At 40.3% G+C, this 15,145-nt stretch carries 17 protein-coding genes and 2 pseudogenes; 3 read left to right on the top strand and 16 right to left on the bottom strand.

Annotation, left to right across the window (positions count from 1 at the left end; genetic code table 11):
* Nucleotides 1-470: 470 nt before the first annotated feature.
* The 5 genes and pseudogenes from M8E35_RS19515 to M8E35_RS19535 all read right to left on the bottom strand — a co-directional run.
* The gene (locus M8E35_RS19515) at nt 471-779 is read right to left on the bottom strand and encodes a DUF6897 domain-containing protein (RefSeq protein WP_252471482.1); all 309 of its coding nucleotides are present in this window, start codon (nt 777-779) and stop codon (nt 471-473) included.
* Nucleotides 780-817: 38 nt separating this feature from the next.
* Complete coding sequence (locus tag M8E35_RS19520; RefSeq protein WP_252471484.1) at nt 818-1,681, bottom strand: nitroreductase family protein; 864 nt, start codon at nt 1,679-1,681, stop codon at nt 818-820.
* A gap of 600 nt (nt 1,682-2,281) precedes the next feature.
* Nucleotides 2,282-2,728 (bottom strand): DUF6773 family protein, encoded by a 447-nt coding sequence (locus M8E35_RS19525; protein WP_252471486.1) that lies wholly within the window; start codon nt 2,726-2,728, stop codon nt 2,282-2,284.
* Nucleotides 2,721-2,930 carry a helix-turn-helix transcriptional regulator gene (locus M8E35_RS19530; RefSeq protein WP_073031967.1) on the bottom strand — a complete coding sequence of 70 codons (210 nt, stop codon included), beginning with the start codon at nt 2,928-2,930 and terminating at the stop codon, nt 2,721-2,723. The genes M8E35_RS19525 and M8E35_RS19530 overlap by 8 nt, the downstream gene beginning before the upstream one ends.
* Nucleotides 2,931-3,069: 139 nt before the next feature.
* Nucleotides 3,070-4,285: pseudogene (locus M8E35_RS19535) on the bottom strand (gamma-glutamyltransferase family protein); the annotation flags it as partial.
* Nucleotides 4,286-4,406: 121 nt separating this feature from the next.
* Here M8E35_RS19535 and M8E35_RS19540 point away from each other — a divergent pair.
* Both M8E35_RS19540 and M8E35_RS19545 read left to right on the top strand, forming a co-directional pair.
* Nucleotides 4,407-4,901, top strand: coding sequence for a DUF2680 domain-containing protein (locus M8E35_RS19540; protein ID WP_252471488.1), 495 nt, complete (start codon nt 4,407-4,409; stop codon nt 4,899-4,901).
* Between the two features lie 303 nt (nt 4,902-5,204).
* Nucleotides 5,205-6,119 (top strand): RluA family pseudouridine synthase, encoded by a 915-nt coding sequence (locus M8E35_RS19545; RefSeq protein WP_252471490.1) that lies wholly within the window; start codon nt 5,205-5,207, stop codon nt 6,117-6,119.
* Between the two features lie 103 nt (nt 6,120-6,222).
* Here M8E35_RS19545 and M8E35_RS19550 read toward each other — a convergent pair whose 3' ends face one another.
* From M8E35_RS19550 to M8E35_RS19590, 10 genes and pseudogenes are all read right to left on the bottom strand, one after another.
* Nucleotides 6,223-6,471, bottom strand: a complete 249-nt coding sequence (locus M8E35_RS19550) for a MoaD/ThiS family protein (RefSeq protein WP_252471492.1) — start codon at nt 6,469-6,471, stop codon at nt 6,223-6,225.
* Complete coding sequence (locus M8E35_RS19555) at nt 6,468-8,366, bottom strand: aldehyde ferredoxin oxidoreductase family protein (RefSeq protein ID WP_252471494.1); 1,899 nt, start codon at nt 8,364-8,366, stop codon at nt 6,468-6,470. The genes M8E35_RS19550 and M8E35_RS19555 overlap by 4 nt, the downstream gene beginning before the upstream one ends.
* A gap of 6 nt (nt 8,367-8,372) precedes the next feature.
* Nucleotides 8,373-9,473, bottom strand: coding sequence for an iron-containing alcohol dehydrogenase (locus M8E35_RS19560; protein WP_252471496.1), 1,101 nt, complete (start codon nt 9,471-9,473; stop codon nt 8,373-8,375).
* Nucleotides 9,448-9,576: a hypothetical protein gene (locus tag M8E35_RS26575; protein ID WP_289710931.1), complete on the bottom strand. Its 129-nt coding sequence runs from the start codon at nt 9,574-9,576 to the stop codon at nt 9,448-9,450. The genes M8E35_RS19560 and M8E35_RS26575 overlap by 26 nt, the downstream gene beginning before the upstream one ends.
* 213 nt (nt 9,577-9,789) lie before the next feature.
* Complete coding sequence (locus tag M8E35_RS19565; protein WP_252471498.1) at nt 9,790-10,365, bottom strand: TetR/AcrR family transcriptional regulator; 576 nt, start codon at nt 10,363-10,365, stop codon at nt 9,790-9,792.
* A 100-nt stretch (nt 10,366-10,465) separates the two neighbouring features.
* Nucleotides 10,466-10,762: pseudogene (locus M8E35_RS19570) on the bottom strand (arsenate reductase family protein); the annotation flags it as partial.
* A 187-nt stretch (nt 10,763-10,949) separates the two neighbouring features.
* Complete coding sequence (locus M8E35_RS19575; RefSeq protein ID WP_252471501.1) at nt 10,950-11,522, bottom strand: nitroreductase family protein; 573 nt, start codon at nt 11,520-11,522, stop codon at nt 10,950-10,952.
* A 113-nt stretch (nt 11,523-11,635) separates the two neighbouring features.
* A complete protein-coding gene (locus M8E35_RS19580) occupies nt 11,636-12,160 on the bottom strand; it encodes a TIGR00725 family protein (RefSeq protein WP_242947629.1) in 525 nt (174 codons plus the stop codon).
* Nucleotides 12,161-12,216: 56 nt separating this feature from the next.
* The gene (locus M8E35_RS19585) at nt 12,217-12,579 is read right to left on the bottom strand and encodes a YccF domain-containing protein (protein WP_252471503.1); all 363 of its coding nucleotides are present in this window, start codon (nt 12,577-12,579) and stop codon (nt 12,217-12,219) included.
* Nucleotides 12,580-12,591: 12 nt separating this feature from the next.
* Nucleotides 12,592-12,765, bottom strand: coding sequence for a hypothetical protein (locus M8E35_RS19590; RefSeq protein ID WP_200797963.1), 174 nt, complete (start codon nt 12,763-12,765; stop codon nt 12,592-12,594).
* 293 nt (nt 12,766-13,058) lie between these two features.
* On the opposite strand from M8E35_RS19590, the gene M8E35_RS19595 reads away from it, so the two are divergent.
* Nucleotides 13,059-13,859: a DUF3786 domain-containing protein gene (locus M8E35_RS19595; RefSeq protein ID WP_252471505.1), complete on the top strand. Its 801-nt coding sequence runs from the start codon at nt 13,059-13,061 to the stop codon at nt 13,857-13,859.
* Between the two features lie 11 nt (nt 13,860-13,870).
* Here M8E35_RS19595 and M8E35_RS19600 read toward each other — a convergent pair whose 3' ends face one another.
* Nucleotides 13,871-15,037 (bottom strand): amidohydrolase family protein, encoded by a 1,167-nt coding sequence (locus tag M8E35_RS19600; RefSeq protein WP_252471507.1) that lies wholly within the window; start codon nt 15,035-15,037, stop codon nt 13,871-13,873.
* Between the last annotated feature and the right edge of the window lie 108 nt (nt 15,038-15,145).

Here is a 15,145-nt window from a genome sequence, read left to right on the forward strand (position 1 = left end):
TCAAACTCTCCAAAAAAAGTTATGTCACTTCAATGAAGAAGATGATTCGCTCATGATTTCTTTTGAAACTCTTTCGAATTTCTCTCATTGGCTGTCCTTGTTGTTTAGTTTTCAAAGACCATCATTTTCTTTGGCTGTTTAGGCCGGAGTTGTATCTTAGCATTTCCAACTTGCGTTGTCAATAGCTAATTTCTTAACCTTGAGTCAGATGCATAGAGTAGTAACTCTTGCCTTTCTGATTTACCAAGTGCGTTTGAGGCACCCAGTTATAATACCATTTTTCAAGATATGCTGTCAACGACTATTTTAATCCTATTGCTCTCAAACATTCACCTCAATGGAGCAAGGTTTATTATAATATCAAGATACTTACGTGCCGTTAATATGGTGTTTCAAGATTAAAAAACCCAATTTGTAAGTCTTTTCATTTCAAGGGGTTTGGATACCGTACTATATTATAGCATTTGAATTTATATCATTTTTATACTCTGAATAAATTCCGCATTAATAAGTTCGTTACCTTTTTTCGTTTCTACTTCAAGCCAATTTTCATTGACACCTATTATTATTCCCTTGACAGTAGTGCCAAAAGTCCCTGTAGATATCAGACATTTCTTGCCAATGTATTTTTTGATGAGCTCGTTAGTCATTATAGCTACACCTTTCCTCTTCCTGATTTTTAACAGTACCGCCTTATTCACCGCACGTTGCTGTGGCAAAATGATAAAAAATATTATGAACAATGGCAAGTAGATCGCAATCCATGACCCTGCGTTCAATAGACCTCATCCTTCACATTATATAGAATAATAATAGATTAAATGCCTTCGACCCAACTCACCAAATACTCGGTATCTGGTGGTGTACTGATGCTTCCTATATCACTGATCTGCCATTTTCCACTGATTCCTTGTTCTTTGGCAGTCAGTTCAAAATGACACATGGCAATCCCCATATCAACTCTTTGCAAATCATGAGCCATAAATTTAGCATAGCCCTTAGTGTGTTGGAGAAAGAAATGACTCTTATTAGTATCCTTCACAATCCTCCACGGTTGCTTATTGGAAGCTGAGGGTGCAAGTCGAAGCATTTCCAGAGGGGTTTCGTATTTCCCGGCCGCCGACTTAGACAAATGATGCCCAAAATCACTATTGAAGAAAAGCTCGCCCCATCCTTTTCTGTTTTTTGATCCGGCCGTAAATCTCATAGCAGAATCGATCAAACTCTTTCTGTTGCTTGGATAACCAATCGGCGAGATACAAGGCAAAATCTCATGATCTTTTTGCTCAATCGCTTTAGCAAATTCACTTTTCTTAAAAGTACCTCCAAGCCAACAAGTGCCCAACCCTAAGGATGTAGCATATAAAACAACCTTCTCAAAGGAATATCCAAAATCCTCTAAATTTCTGTCGGCCTTTTCGACCACGGCAACAACATAGGTCGATGCACCTTTTATCACCCCATAAGTCCCTAGCTTTACGCTCGATTCTTTACGAGCAAGATCACTTTCGATGAGCTCAAATCTTACATTTCCTCCAAATGGACCCCTGGAAGTTGAAAAAAATCCACGCAACGTATCTTGAATCTCGGGCTTTAATGGTTGCTCTAAATAAGTCCGGACAGAAATTCTTTTTTTAACTATTTCAGTGATCGATGATCCAAGTAGTTGTTCATCCGACATACCAAAACCTCCAAGAGTTTTATTTAACACTAACCACTATCTTTATAAGCACCTGTTTACGATACCCATTTCTAGGTTGCAAACGAAATGCTTCTAGCACACTATTATAGCAAATACTGGAGATTATAAAAGCTTTTTCACATAATGACTCTTTTCAAAATCTATGTCCGGAAACTAAAACTCTCTAAACACTTATAATATTTGTTTATCAAAGTTGTAAGTTACAAAAAAATAGACCCCGGCTTAATACCGAAGTCATCTAGAGAAGTATAATTACCTATGAATTTTCAAGATTGAACTAAGATACTGGAGGAGTAACTTTCTTCTCAGACTTCTTCTTCATTTTCTCCTTGTTCCTAGGACTTTTGTCTCCCATGAAACATACCTCCAATCAAACATTAACCCTAGTATTGCAGGTAAAACATTTTTCCATACATAATCTGTGCCTGTTCTCGGCATTAGGGTATAAACCACATATCCAGGGGTTAAATCTTATCCACCCCTAAATAAGGTTCCTTCAAAAAAACTTCTCAAACCTTTATGCTAAAGTTTTCATCAACACCTTTGCCCTCTAAGCATTGATGATTTGTCGCTGGTTAATTATTCATCGTTTCTAGCTTGCCACTTAGTGAGTAAGCTAACAATCCCTAATACAATAAATAATACGATTGAAAACACAAATAAAATCATCCCACTATTATCCCCAGTGGAAATTGGTTTTTTCAAAGAATCCATGTTGAGATAAGCAACTGTTCCAGCCACGAATGCTGCCACCCCAATACCAAGGGCAATTTTTCCACCTACATTTTCATTTCTATTTTTAGGTCTAGGTCCAACGTAGGAATTATTCCATATAATTCGAGTCAAATAATAAGTCATACACCCTAGCATAATAACGAAAACATTCATGGGATACTGCAGCCAGCGGAAACCAAACCCACTGAGCCCAATGTCAATCAAAAGAAGGTAAAAGAGTAACATAAACGCTTGATTCCCGACCATGTTTCGTTTTTGAACTTGCATTTCATCTAAGTTAGTTCTACTCATCTTCATCTTCCTCCCAAAATAGTTGATCGAGGGTTTTCCCTAATACTTTGCAGATAGAAACGCACAACTTAATAGATGGATTATAATCCCCTTTTTCAATGGCATTAATGGTCTGCCGAGTTACTCCCGTGGCATCTGCCAGATCTTTTTGTGACATGTCTTTAGCCGCTCTTGAAGATTTCAACTTCAAATTTTTGCTCATTCCAACACCTCAAGTATAATAGTAATACATTCTTATCTTTTTGTCAATTATATCATACATTTTGTATTACCGATTTGTCATAAGGAAAAAATAAAACTCCTAGATGCTTTTATCTAGGAGTCACTAAAACCTCCGCTAATTACCACATGGCAATATGCCCATCCGCTCTTGGCTCTGTGCCTCCGGCTAACATCCCATCCGCGGTTCTCCAGATGATTTGACCGCGTCCAAAACTGGATGTATCCATCGACCATTTTATGTCATGTCCCCTGCGGACAAGTTCCTGAGCAATATGCTCTGGGAAAGAGTGTTCAATCTCGATGGTTTTCCCATTAATCCATTGCCAACAAGGTGCATCAAGGCTTGCTTGAGGATTCATATGATAATCGAGAGTGTTCATGACAACCTGAACATGTCCTTGAGGTTGCATAAATGCTCCCATAACTCCGAAGGGGCCAACTGGAAGGCTATCTTTAGTTAAGAATCCAGGAATGATAGTATGGTAAGGCCTTTTACCCGGTTGAAGACAATTAGCGTGGTTGGGATCCAGGGAAAAATTATTCCCGCGATTGTGAAGGCTAATCCCCGTCTCTGGGACGACCAATCCTGAACCGAATCCATCATAGTTGCTTTGAATAAACGAAACCATGTTTCCCTCCCCATCTGCTGTTGCCAAATAAACCGTCCCCCCCTTTCGGCGGGTTTCCAGGTTCGGGCTGAAGAGCTCTTTCTCCAATAAGCTTTCGGCGATCCGCAGCATATCCTTCCGAAAGAAGACCTTCAATATTTAATGACATCTGAGATGGATCGGCTATGTATTTCTTCCCGTCAGCAAATGCCAACTTTAGGGCCTCAATTTGAAGATGATAGGAATTTGCACACTCTTTCATCTCAAAATCAAACCCTTTTAAAATATTTAAAGCCATCAACGCGACTAATCCATGTCCGTTAGGAGGAATCTCCCATACCTCATAGCCACGATAATTTACGGAGATCGGGTTTACCCATTCAGGCTTGTAAGTATCTAAATCAACTTTCCTCAGAAAACCGTCGTAACGTTGAGAAAAATGAACGATCTTATCAGCTATGTCTCCATTGTAAAACGATTGAGCCTTTGTTTCAGCAATCGATTGTAGCGTTTGGGCCTGATCCGCAAACCTCCAGAGCTCCCCAATTTTTGGAGCACGCCCTTGAGGAGCAAACGTTCGAAACCAGTTCTCAAACTGCTCGCCTTTAAGCTCATGAACATATCGGTCAAAGGTGATCTCCCAATTCCTTCCTACCGTCGGAGAAATGGGGTAACCTTCTTCCGCATACTTTATGGCAGGTGCCATCACCTCGGTTAGGGGAAGCTTAGCAATATCGAAAAGCAAAACTCTTTTTAATCTAGATTTGATTTGTCATACTTTTGACACATATCCTGGCTATAATTCAGTCATAAGGTTAAATTAACTAATCAAAAGGAGCGAAACAATCATGAGAAAAATGAAAACTTACATTGCAGCCGCCACAATTGTAGGACTTTTAGGGGTGACAGGAACTGCTTTTGCAGCAGTAATCGGTCAGACGCCTGCAGAAATTACAGCAGGATTAACTTCTAAAACTGTCGAACAGGTCACGGCAGAAAGAGCAACCGGAAAGACATACGCTACTATAGCAGATGAAGCAGGTAAGTTAGAAGAGTTCAAAGCACAAACTCTTGAGCAAAAGAAAGCAATCCTTGACCAAAGAGTAGCAGCCGGCAACCTTACTCAGGAACAAGCGGACGCAATTTATAACTCACTAAAGACAAATCAAGCCACCTGCGACGGAACAGGTAGTGCAGCAATAGGAAAAAGCAAGGGAGCTGGATTTGGTCTGGGGCAGGGCCAAGGAATAGGTCAGGGTATGGGACGAAAAGGTAATGCAGGTCAACGCACTGGAGGCGGCTTTGGGGGCGGAATGGGCAGTGGAGCCTGCGTAAACTTCTAAGCAGGCTTTAAAGTAGAAATACAGCTAGGAAACTATGATGTTTCCTAGCTGTATTTAATTTAGATCATACCTATTAACCAACCAAAGAAAATCATTGCTTTGCTTCTATCCACTATCATGAGTGAAATTAACTATCCATGTATTCATATTCATAAAAACTTAGTTTGTAATGGTTTTTTATATGATAATGAGGCGAAAATATGGTAGTGTAGAGGGAGCATTTTTCCCTTTAAGTGTTAGCTTAATATCATTAAAATACATAGGAAATGTTGTGACAAGAGTGCAAAGATTGGAACTGGCGTTATGAAGTTATATAATGCATACCCTATTGATGAGGAGCATCAAGGTCTTACGATTGAGGTCTACCTAAAACAGGTTCAGAAGTATTCAGGAAGAAAGATTCAGAAGCTAACCCGACTAAAAGGAATTTTGCTTAACAAAAAGCCCGTTTTCTTACAGAAGAAGATTAAAACGGGAGATATTTTACGTGTACTGTCCCTTGAAGACTCGTCCTACGGAGTTGAACCGGAGTCAGGTCCAGTTGAAGTTTTGTACGAGGATAGTTATCTAATAGTATTGAATAAGCCCTCTGGTCTATTGGTACATCCTGCGGGCCAAACTTCCCGGGGTACGTTAAGCAATTACCTTGCCCATTACTATCAACAGCAGGGAGCAATCTGCACAGTTCGTCCAATACACCGCCTGGATAGAGAAACTTCAGGGTGTGTTGTATTTGCCAAAGACAGCCATACCCAAGCCTTATTAGATGGCTTGCTGAAAGAAGGAACTCTAAAGCGCACTTACCAAGCCGTGGTTCATGGTCTTATGGATCCTCCAACCGGAACCATCAATGCCCCAATCGGCTCACACCCTACCAAGCCGAACCGGCGCGCGGTAAATCCCAAAGGGGACCAAGCCATTACCCATTACAAAACGATTCGGAGCTTTTCTGAAGTTTCACTGTTAGAACTAACTCTAGCCACCGGCAGGACTCATCAAATCCGTGTTCATTTAACTCACGTTGGGCATCCAATTATCGGAGACAGGATGTATGGAAAGGGCTCGCCATTCATAACAGGTCAAGCTTTACACGCCTCATTTTTACACTTCCCACACCCGGTTGAGGAGCGTGAAATTGCAGTTGAAGCTCCATTTCCAGCAGATTTTTTACGAGTACTAGAAAATCACTTTAGTTGTAGCCACGAACCAGAAAGTTAATCACTCCAAAAATAGGGGTAATCTCATTTTTCATAAACAAGACCCCCATTACTACGTCATTAATGGGGGTTTTGTTTATTGTCCTGAAAATTTGCAGATTATTTTACCCTCCACTTGAAGGACTGAGTAATGCCAACTCATCGCCATCCTTGAGTAGCACAGAAAAACGCTTATTACCATTGATGTGTTGTTTGTTGACAAACATAATTGCCTGACTCAGCCGCTGTTCGGAGATATTTGGACAGCTTTGCATGACCTGATTTAACACCTGCTTTACTGTGCCTTCTTTTACAATCAGCTGCCTTATATTACAGTCAACACAAATCAACCCGAAAAACTTAACAGTAATCATATACTATAGCCTTCCAAACCTAACTTTTTCAGTCTGCGTCTTGTTGGCACACCCTGTTCATCCCAGCCTCTGATTTTGTAGTAATCTTTAATGATTACATCCAATTTCACCTTACTGTCATCGTCATCTGCCCTTTGAAGTTCACTTGTAAGTCTCTTGGGGAGGGTATCGTCACTACTCTTCAAACCTTGTCTAATGTTGATAATTCTTTCCAGGTTGTAACCCCGTTCTCCGGTTTTGATAAATCTTCCGATAGTTGTTTCAAAGCCTGTCACTGATTTAATTGAATAAGGATGCGGCAGTATACCCATTACGTTAAAGCTCATTAACCAAGAATGGTTATGCAAAAAGCCCACTAACCAACCAAAAGAAGGTATAACTTTGTTAATAAACCTCACAAGAATTTTATTGGGATTTTTTATCAGTGCCTGTGGTAATAACGAATAAGTGGTAAATAAACACGTTCCACCAGCTGATACTGCTTCCATGAGATCTTGAAAGAAAATCGTATAGGCAGCTTTTCCCTTGGAGATCCTCCCGCTAACATTCAGCCCCAGTCCTTCAAGCACAACAAGGTAACCGCCATTTAAGTGACACCCCCCTCTGTTTGCTGTTGCATACCCAAGTCCCATCCCCTGTGCTGCCCGAGGTTCATAGGCGGCAATTTCCAGACCTTTGACATTCATCGCAAAGTCATTGCCGCCATATTTATCTGCAATACGTCTTGTTCCTTCTGCCAATACATCACCAATTCCTTGCCGAGTTGCAACTTTTTTAACTAATTCCTCCAGACCTGCACAGTCGCCAAAGTTCAAGCCATTATTCCATAAGCCTTTTTCATTGAGTTCCATTGCAAAACCAACGCTGCTCCCAAAACTAATGGTATCAATTCCATACTCGTCGCATAGATGATTGAGGTTTAAGATACTTTGCATATCATTGTTAAGCAAATTGCTGCCTAATAACCCCATCGTCTCCAACTCAGGACCTTTAACATTTTTACCATAGGCTTTGACCACCCTGCCACATTGAATTGGGCAAGTAACACAGCCCTTATTTTTTATTGTAAAATCTTGTCTTAATGTTTCACCATTAATCTTCTCAAAATCTTCATAACTTCCCCTTGAATAATTCTTAGTAGCAAGTTGATTGCGAAAATTCATCATACTTACAAGCGACGCAGTTCCCAGCTTTGGCAACTGTTCCCCAGTAAGTAGATGTGATTTAAGCTTTTTAATCCAATTCAGGTTGTGCTTTTTAAAATTATCCCTGTCGTAAATTCTTATGTTCTCTGTTCCACTCGCAATAATACCTTTAAGATTTTTGAAACCAAATACAGCGCCAACTCCCCCACGCCCCGCAGCCCGCTCTTCGCTGATAACAGCTGCATACCTTACCATGTTTTCGCCGGCTATACCAATGACGAATTTACCTATGTTTTTTCCACCCAACAAATTTTGTACTTCGCTTGTATTTTTTCCCCATAAATGTTCAGCATTTTTCATGGATATATCTTCATTCCGGATATCAATATATACCTTTCCCTTACTTTTTCCGCAAATGACCAATCCATCATAACCCGCACGCCTGAGATGTAATCCAAAGCTTCCGCCACAATTTGAGGAAACTAAAAGACCTGTTAAAGGGGAAATTGTGGACACATTAAACCTGGATGAACACGGTGACGTTGAACTGGTAAGAGGTGAAGTGGTGATTACAATAATGTTCTCCTCAGAAAATGCTTCCACCTTGCTCTTGAAAGAATCATAGATAATCTTGGCAGCCAGAGTCTTGCCTCCAATAAACATTTCTCTGTCTTTATCAGACACGGGATAATCCTCAACTTTGCCACTGCTCAGATTTATCTTAGCAATTTTCTCAGCATAACCAAACATAATTACCTACTCCTTAATAATAAGATAAATTCTCATTATATCCTCTTCATTCATAATCTTTGGCACAGGATAAAGCGGGTTGCTTTCTGCCAAAGCACGTTTTACCATCAAAGGAACATCACTCTCAATAATGCCGTTCACCTTGTTGGGAATCCCCATACTTTTATTGAGCATTTTAATTGCATGAATAAATTTAAATGATTTTTGTTCACTGTTATCGCCTGGTTCACTCAAACCAACCATATCGGCAAGCTCGGCCAAAGGTTTGTGTGCCGACTTGCCATAGTATTCTAAAACATAAGGCAGGATGATAGCATTTGCCAATCCGTGAGGGACTGAGTAAAATCCACCAAGCGTATGAGCAATCGCATGGACATAACCAACACCGACACGTGTAAATGCCAGACCTGCCAAAAATGAGGCTTCTTGCATGTTCTTACGCGCGGCAAGGTTTTGGCCGTTCGAATATGCTTCAAAAATGTTTTCGAAAATCAACTTTACTGCATCTCTACTGTACTGTTTTGTGGCTTTTGTGTTACTTCTGCCGATATAAGCTTCGACGGCATGTGTCAAAGCATCAATCCCGGTTGTCGAGGTAATACGTTGCGGCAGATTAACAGTAAGCACCGGGTCAAGCACTGCATACTGTGGAATTAGAGCAGTGTCATTGATTGCATACTTTTCATGGGTCCTGCTGTCCGTAATAACAGCCGCAATTGTGGTTTCACTGCCAGTACCGGAGGTTGTTGGAATAGCAACTAGAGGAGGAATTTTTTTCAAAACCTTAAATAACCCCTTCATTTGAGGAATGCTCTTTTTCGGTCTTGCTGCACGGGCACCTACACCCTTTGCACAATCAATTGGTGATCCGCCGCCAAAAGCTACTATACCTTTGCAATTGTTTGCATTGTACATCTGTAATGCTTCCTCAATATTATCAATGGTTGGGTTCTGGACAGTTCGATCATATACCAGATAGTCAACGCCCTCATTGCTCAAGCCTTTAAGCAATCCATCCATTAGTCCCAGTGATGCAATCATTTTGTCAGTTACTATCAAAACGCTGTCAATACCCTTACTTTTAATTAGCTTTGGCAGCTTGTTCAAGCTGTTTTCTCCCTCTATCAACTCTGGCATACGCCAAGGCAACAAGTAAGAAATCCATTTGAAAACACATTGATAAATCCTGCAATACAATTGATACATACATATCACCCTCCCCCTCTTTAACATTGAGTCTCCTTAGTCCCTCGTTCAAGATCCTGCCCTTGTTTGAACTCCCACTAATTCTTATGCTTTCACCTAAAATTTACTTATCTTTTAGTTACTTATCCAAAAATATGATCACTTTTGTTATAATCCATTCTCTACTCCTTTCAGTAACATCTATCAGTCGTCCGACCGACCGATAGATGTTAAATAATTATTTAGCCTTTGATAATATTTTGGCAATGCCATCAATTGGAATCGTTTCCTCACCAAGCCTGCACTGAATTGTAAATCCGTCAATTGCTGCCAATATTATATATGATAATACTCTATAGTCTGCTGAACTATCTTTTAACACCTTTCTTAAACCATTTTCCAGTGCAATTCTCCATTCTTTATACTTTTCCCTAAAACGTTGATTAAGGGGTTCATTGCTCGTTACTGCATCGCTAATAAGATAAAGATGCAACTTTCCCCTGGTTTCAGCCGTCGATATTCTTTCGAATACCACCCTTAATACTTCCTCCGCTATAAGGTTATGCTCGATATTGTCAATCCACGATAAAAGCTCTTCGGTAATTTTTTTAAGATGAATATCTGCAATGTCGTAAATAATATCACTCTTATTAGAGTAGTAGTAATATAACGTCCCTTTACTTATGCCAACTTCTTTGGAGATATCAGCAAGACTGGTATTTTTGACACCTTTCTGGGCAATCAATTTACTAGCTGCCTCAAGTATGCTTTGTCTCGTACTGATTAGTTGACTCCCTGTCTCTTCTTTACTCATTTTTCACCTCATACCATTACCCAACTAACTAAAAACATCTGGGCTTCATTTCGCAGTAAAAGACCCCACAATTCCCCAAAACGGAGGGGAATTGTGGGGTTTAACTATACTTCTCCTCTGCCTTAAAACCTATAACCAGTTCGTTGTTCCGTACAACTAGGGGGCGGATAATAGCCTTTGGATTTACAGCCAGAAAATTGGCTACAGCCAATTCGTTAGAGTCCTCAAGTTCTTTCCCAAGTTCCTTGTAGGTTTTGCTTCTCTTATTCAGCAAACTCTGAACGAGAACACCCCCAAGTTTAGCAAGGTCATTCAGTTCTTCGACGGAGAGAGGGTTTTTTACAATATTGCGGTATTCAAACTTAACATTCTGTTGCAGAAGACCCGCTTCTGCTTTACGGCAAGTCGTTCACTGGGGAAAGCAATAAAATGTCAGCATTTTCTTTTTCCTCCTATGTCTAGGATTATATACCGTCTCTCCAAGAACTTGGATCTTATATTAAGAAGTAGGATGTACAATCAAAATATTTTTTACAACCCAGTTTGGCAAGAGGCGAAAGGGGTGCATCGCATCTTGTTTATGATTATAAGTTTATTATTATGTCCTCAAGAGCACGTTTGGGCACATGATGTATCCCTTGCTGGTCTCTCCAATACTTTATGTCTCCTGATTCTCCTAGCTTGTCAATGACCACCACTTCTTTAGGTTTACCCAGGGCAATCACTGTTAAAATAGCAAAATGGCTAGGCAGATCTAATTCTTGAGCTAGTGCAACACGGTCAATCGAATTAAATTGGCACCCTCCTAAACCTTTTTCGACAGCACCTAACAATATGCTCTGAACAGCAATTCCGTGGTCCCAAAAAATACCTTTACTAATACTTTGATCATGAAGAACGACCACGTATGCACTAGGCTGCTCCCCTTCTTGAGGCCCATCCCAGTCCTTAAAGTAGCCAGCCCATTTTAAGGTTTTAAAAATTCGATTATTAATTTCGGGCGTCTGGGATATTATGTACTTTAGCGCCTGAAGATTCCCCCCCGTTGAAGAAAGCCTTGCAAGATCAACGAGGTCTTTTAAAGTCTCACGGGTTACCTCTGCGTCCTGATAAAATCGGCGATAAGTCCGGTTTTTTTCAATGAGTTTACGAATCATATTAAACATCCCTCCAAGAAGTTATATCTAATTCCAGTTGGACCGTCTCTTTGTTCTCAATAATATTATTTCCGTGGCAACCATTACCTTAAATGTCTCATGCCAGTGAGATCTTACTTTTTTATTCGGCTTAAGGCCAAATCCAAGGCCTCTTTAACCGTCTGTGCATAATCCAGTTTAATGCTTTTTCTTTCATCTAAATACTCTTCTTCATATGCTATGGTCCTCACTTTTTTAGCCCATCCGCCTGAAGGTTCCAGAATTACGACAGGTTTAAGGTTCAGGTATGCCGCAGATAATTCCCCCAGTGTGCCATTACCTCCACCCACCATTATTAAGGCATCCGAAGAATGAACAAGAATTAAGCTCCGATAATCAAAACTTAATCCTGTATTAATAGGAATGTCTATATATTTATTGGCCCTATCCATCGTATCTCCTGGTAAAATCCCTACTACTAGACCATTAGCCTCTTTGGCTCCTTTAGAAGCACACTCCATCACACCGTTTGTACCACCCGTTAAGAGAATTGCACCTCTAAGAGCAATTTCCCGGCCCATTTCTTGGGCCAATTGTTGCAACTCAGCAGATATGTCCCCTGATTGCCCGATAACCCCAATGCGTATCAAAATACTCATCCTTTCCGAAAAATGTATAGCCTTTGTATAATATGTCACTGAAAAGTAACATTATGCTAGCGTATTTTTGCCCCGAAAGGTATAAGCCCAAGTTTAGCAAATTTGAAATGCTGAAGCCCAAAGGGTACACCAACAATTGTTATACAAAATAGTGCACCTATAATCAGATGGGCTATGGCAAACTCCCATCCAAAAACGATCAGCCAAATGATATTAAAAATTAATCCGCCAGCTCCAAAATGTCCTAGTTCTATTTCTTTTCCAAAAGGCCATAGTACAAATAACGAAATCTTGAAACATTGGAGGCCAAAGGGTATACCAATGATTGTTATGCACAATAAGGCCCCTGCTAAAAACCATAAAACTGAAGCAATAATACCTCCCAATAATAGCCAAATAATATTGCCAATTATGTTCATTTACACCCTCCTTTATTTAGTCATCACAGTCTGCAGTACAGGTAATCCATAATAAACAAGGGCAATAATAAATACTATGCTAATGGCCAACTTAAATAACTTCTTTAGAATGAAGCCGACGGTAGCGATCACTAAACCTCCAATTAGTATTTCTTGAAACCCTAACCCCCCGAAGAAATTCTCCATAATTCATAACTCTCCTTCTAAAAGTTCTATAATACATTCTATATCACACTCTCCAAAGAAGGAAGACCCTATGGAAATACTTAAAAGACTGACATTCATGAAAAGATCAGCACTAATTTAAACCCTTCCCCGTTGAAGGGTAATCCATATTGAGGCATATGAGATTGTTGTTACAGAAATGAGCAACAATGGAGGAAATCGGGATTAAATATAGAATCTTAATATTTAAAACTTTCCGAAGATCCTTCTTTCCCTTAATTATTAAGTGCATTTGCTGAAAGGAGTATTAGTCTATGTCGAAGCTTGATAATCCGCTAAATATATACAAGTTACTTCCAAAATCAAATTGCAAACTTTGTGGAGTAGCGACCTGCTTGGCGTTTGCTGCTGCTGTTATACAGGGACAAAAACGTCTCAATGAATGTCCACATCTAGAGAAAAATACAATCAAAGAACTTGATGGAAAGATTATCCGACAAATGACTGCCGAAAAGCAACTGAAGCAAGTACTCGTACCGTTGCAAGTTGAAATTTTCGCAATAGATTTCCCGGGGTCAGTAAAGCGACTGGGTGCTAAGCTTTCTGGCGATAAGTTAACAGTAAAGTGTCTTGGCAAAGACTTTACTGTTGATTCTAAGGGCAATGTTATATCTGACTGTCATATTAATGTTTGGGTAATTGTGCCTTTACTGAACTATATCATTAGAAGTGCGGGAATTGATCCTTCTGAAAAATGGGTTCCTTTTAGGGAGCTTAGCAGCGACACGGTATGGAATTCATTTTTCGAACAAAGGTTTGAAAAACCTTTGAAGCAACTAATAGATAGCTATCCCGATCTTATTGAAGATTTGATTTATATTTTTAACGGAAAGCCAGTAGAAACTAGTTTTACCTCCGATATTTCGCTTGTATTATACCCTTTGCCAAAGATTCCCTTACTTATTTGTTACAAGAAACCAGAAGAGGATCTAGAATCTAAGCTCAATGTTTTTTTCGATAGCACAGCGGGGGACAATCTCCAGATTGATTCAATCTATAGGCTTTGCGTTGGACTTCTGGTAATGTTTCAAAAGATCTCTTCGAGACACATATAGATATAAAACTCCTATTGAATGTTCTTCACAAGCTGTAATTGATTCATCGGAGTTCCGACGTCTAACCTTCCCAATTCAGGTCTGCCAAAGATCCGAGCATTTTCATGCGTTGCCATACGATAGACCTCCAGCCTTGGGATTCCAGACTGAACCATCCAGTCTATCTCATCATACAAGCTCTCAGCATGAGGCACTTGATAAGCGCCGGCATCTGTGCCAACACCCAGTCGGACCTTTAAACAATAAGCTTCATAGATTTTTGCCAAGTGAGCCTCCAGAATACGTTTCAAGGTATCAACTTCATGTGGGGAGTAACGATCGGATGGATATTTCAGTATATTCCCTATCGGTGACACCGTTGGAACCCAAGCAATGCTCTTTTCTCTCATCCGCTCAAGATCTTTGGTCGTCATATAATATCCGTGTTCAATTGAATCGACTCCAGCTTCTACAGCTAATGAGATTCCCTCTTCCCCACTGGCATGAGCCATGACAAGTATTTGACGTTCATGAGCCGCCTCGACGATCTCCCTTAATTCTTCTACCGTCCACTGATTAGGACCCACCCTCGAAAAATCATCAAACCGAATCAATCCTGTGACGATTACTTTAAGTTGGTCTATGCCTTGGTCGAAGAAGTCACTCTCCTTTTCCTGCCATTCCTTAAGGTCTTGAAAGCCCCGACCAAGAAAACGGCCATACATTCCCGCTCGACCCACAGCCTCGTGAACTGATATGACCTTAGGCCCAGACCACAATCCTTCATTAACCTTGTTTTTTGCTTCCCAGGAGAATCCTGGTAAGTCTCCACCGTCGCGAATAGCAACAATTCCCATCTCCAGATATCGCTGTAAAAACACTTTAATGTTGTCCTCGATCAATAGAGGCTGAGCCCAATTTTCTAAGCACTGATAAAAATCCAGGCTGTCTAAAGCTAAATGAACATGGGCATCTAACCATCCAGGCAAAAGGAAATAGGAGCTCCATAGCAACGACGGTTCAGGGTGACTTTCTAAATGACTTAAAACCTTCAATGAGTTGACCTTGCCATCCTTCCATTTTAAAAGCACAGGTTGAGAACACATACCCCGTTCATAGCTCCAGTACCCTGCGATGATCGTTTCCCCTTCATCGGGAATTTCAAAGATTTTTCGTTCTGAACTGCACGAAATGTACACCCTATTTATCCCCTCTCTATCCTAAGTAGAAGTTATTCTCAATCTTGTCTTTCTTGCCAGATATTTACCTAAAAGAGCAAGAAGCACCCAGTTAAAGGGTTTAGCTTC

Source organism: Desulfosporosinus nitroreducens, from assembly GCF_023897015.1.
GTDB classification, from domain to species: Bacteria; Bacillota; Desulfitobacteriia; order Desulfitobacteriales; family Desulfitobacteriaceae; genus Desulfosporosinus; species Desulfosporosinus nitroreducens.